Raw genomic sequence first — 1,803 nt, 5'->3', positions numbered from 1 at the left:
CAAATATATCTAGCTGCCTTTCCTCCACCAGTTCAAATCGTTCCACATTCTTGCCGTTTTCTATTAACGGCATGTACCTGTTGCCGGGTTCTTCTACCGGCTCATACTGCGCCACTGCTCCGGTGCTTGTTTGGCGCAGTATCCTTACTAACTGCCGTCTTTTGCCCCGGTAGGCAAGCATAATGTTACCCTCCTTGGCGGGCGGTTATGTTTCCGCCCGTTATATATGCACATTAAGTTTGGAATGTACAATTATTCTCTAAGGGTTTCAAACTCGATAACCCACACTGGGAAACTTCCTCTTTCCCCTTTTTTGCAATAACTGTAACAACCATTAGTGCTATCGATATCACAGAATTCTGGAACTTTTGGATACCACCTAACTGTTCTTTCAGCCACATCATTGATAGTGGGTTCTCTGTGTAATTTACCGTTGCAGTATTTTTTATCGAACAGCCAATCATTTTCTTGTATGCATAATTCAACGGCTTCTTCTTTTGTAAATTTTCTTGCATGCACAACAAATTCAGTATCCCAGCTTCCATCGGAAAAATTAAAGTAATCAAACTTGCTCACATTGTCCCTCCTTCTTATTGCACATTAAGTTTGTTATGTGCTACTATTTGTTTACTTACTTTATACCTCTTACCATTACAAAATAACTCCACTAAACAAAATTCATTGTCGTACCACTTAACAATTCTACCTCTTGCATAATGTCCCGTTGGTTCGCCCTTGAAATCAAACTCAAAATCTTTGTGAATTAACTCCACCCATTCACCATTCATTGATTCTTCGCTCCTTCGTATAAAAAACATAATGTTAAACTAATCATTTTTTAACAGTATCGGTATTGGTGCTATTGTAAAATGCCACATACTCTCGTGTCCACACCAACTACATCTATAAGTCACTATTCCATCTTCATCTGATATAAAACTATCTCTAATTAAATCATTGTTACACTTGGGACACCAACAGTATGTTCTACCAACAATTTTAGTGAATATATATTTTTTATTTTTACTATGAAAATCTGTTTTACCACACTTTCTACATTGCACTAATACCACTTTGTCTGGTTTTTTCTTATACTCCCACTCATGTCTGCAAAATAATTTCATATTTCCCTCCTTAATAGTATGAGATGCTCCTTGTTCTTGGAATGTGTATTAACTTACTCGCATAGCCCATACATGCTTTGGTTGCTCACTCTCTCACCTTCCATCCTAGACATCCTTTCATATCATTTTGAAAGCGCTTCTTGCCATCCAATTTGCACTTACCGGTGTCCGGCAAGGTTCGCTTTGTGGTATCCCAATAGCGGCAGGTACCACACCGTTTATCCTCATGCGATGTACTCACCGACAGCCACCACCCTTCCAACGCCATCCATCGCCCTTTTAGGCTTTGTATATACAGTTACCTTAACCTGCCCTTTCTGTCGTTCCTGCACTCGCCTTATGCGTTCCAAGCGGGCCGTTCTGCCCGGTCGCTTGTGTTGTGCTGCCACCCTATATCACCGCCTCTTAGATAGTTTTGCTCTACTTATTTTTGAGCCTGACCTCTCCTGCCACCGCTCCCAAGCATGGCCTAATATCATTGCCCGGTGCCTTCTCACCCCACCGCCATGCCATCACCTCCGAATATCCCGCCCGGCCTAGGCTTAATGCACCCCTGCCGGGATAGATGTATAATAAGCAGCGCTACCTCATCTATCGCATCCCACTCTGTGCGGAGTGATTTTGTTGCCGGTCGTACTTGCTTGGCAATATCAGCAATACCCGCACCGCCTTGCCACAG

6 protein-coding genes are annotated in these 1,803 nt (G+C 42.4%); all 6 read right to left on the bottom strand.

The window, feature by feature from the left end:
• The coding region (locus BR02_RS14560; protein WP_034639636.1) for a hypothetical protein at positions 1–181 on the bottom strand (181 nt) is incomplete at its 3' end.
• Between the two features lie 71 nt (positions 182–252).
• A complete protein-coding gene (locus BR02_RS0113045) occupies positions 253–576 on the bottom strand; it encodes a hypothetical protein (protein WP_031517790.1) in 324 nt (107 codons plus the stop codon).
• Positions 577–590: 14 nt separating this feature from the next.
• Positions 591–788 (bottom strand): hypothetical protein, encoded by a 198-nt coding sequence (locus BR02_RS0113040; protein ID WP_031517788.1) that lies wholly within the window; start codon positions 786–788, stop codon positions 591–593.
• A gap of 421 nt (positions 789–1,209) precedes the next feature.
• Positions 1,210–1,365: a hypothetical protein gene (locus tag BR02_RS15550; RefSeq protein ID WP_157834985.1), complete on the bottom strand. Its 156-nt coding sequence runs from the start codon at positions 1,363–1,365 to the stop codon at positions 1,210–1,212.
• On the bottom strand, positions 1,349–1,513 hold the full coding sequence (locus tag BR02_RS15545; RefSeq protein ID WP_157834984.1) for a hypothetical protein: 165 nt from the start codon (positions 1,511–1,513) through the stop codon (positions 1,349–1,351). The genes BR02_RS15550 and BR02_RS15545 overlap by 17 nt, the downstream gene beginning before the upstream one ends.
• 104 nt (positions 1,514–1,617) lie before the next feature.
• On the bottom strand, positions 1,618–1,803 hold a 186-nt coding region (locus BR02_RS15810), incomplete at its 5' end, for a hypothetical protein (protein WP_034639633.1).

The organism is Desulfofalx alkaliphila DSM 12257, assembly GCF_000711975.1.
GTDB classification, from domain to species: domain Bacteria; phylum Bacillota; class Desulfotomaculia; order Desulfotomaculales; family Desulfohalotomaculaceae; genus Desulfofalx; species Desulfofalx alkaliphila.
Note: the sequence above shows the minus strand (reverse complement) of the source record. Positions and strands in the feature narration are given on the sequence as shown.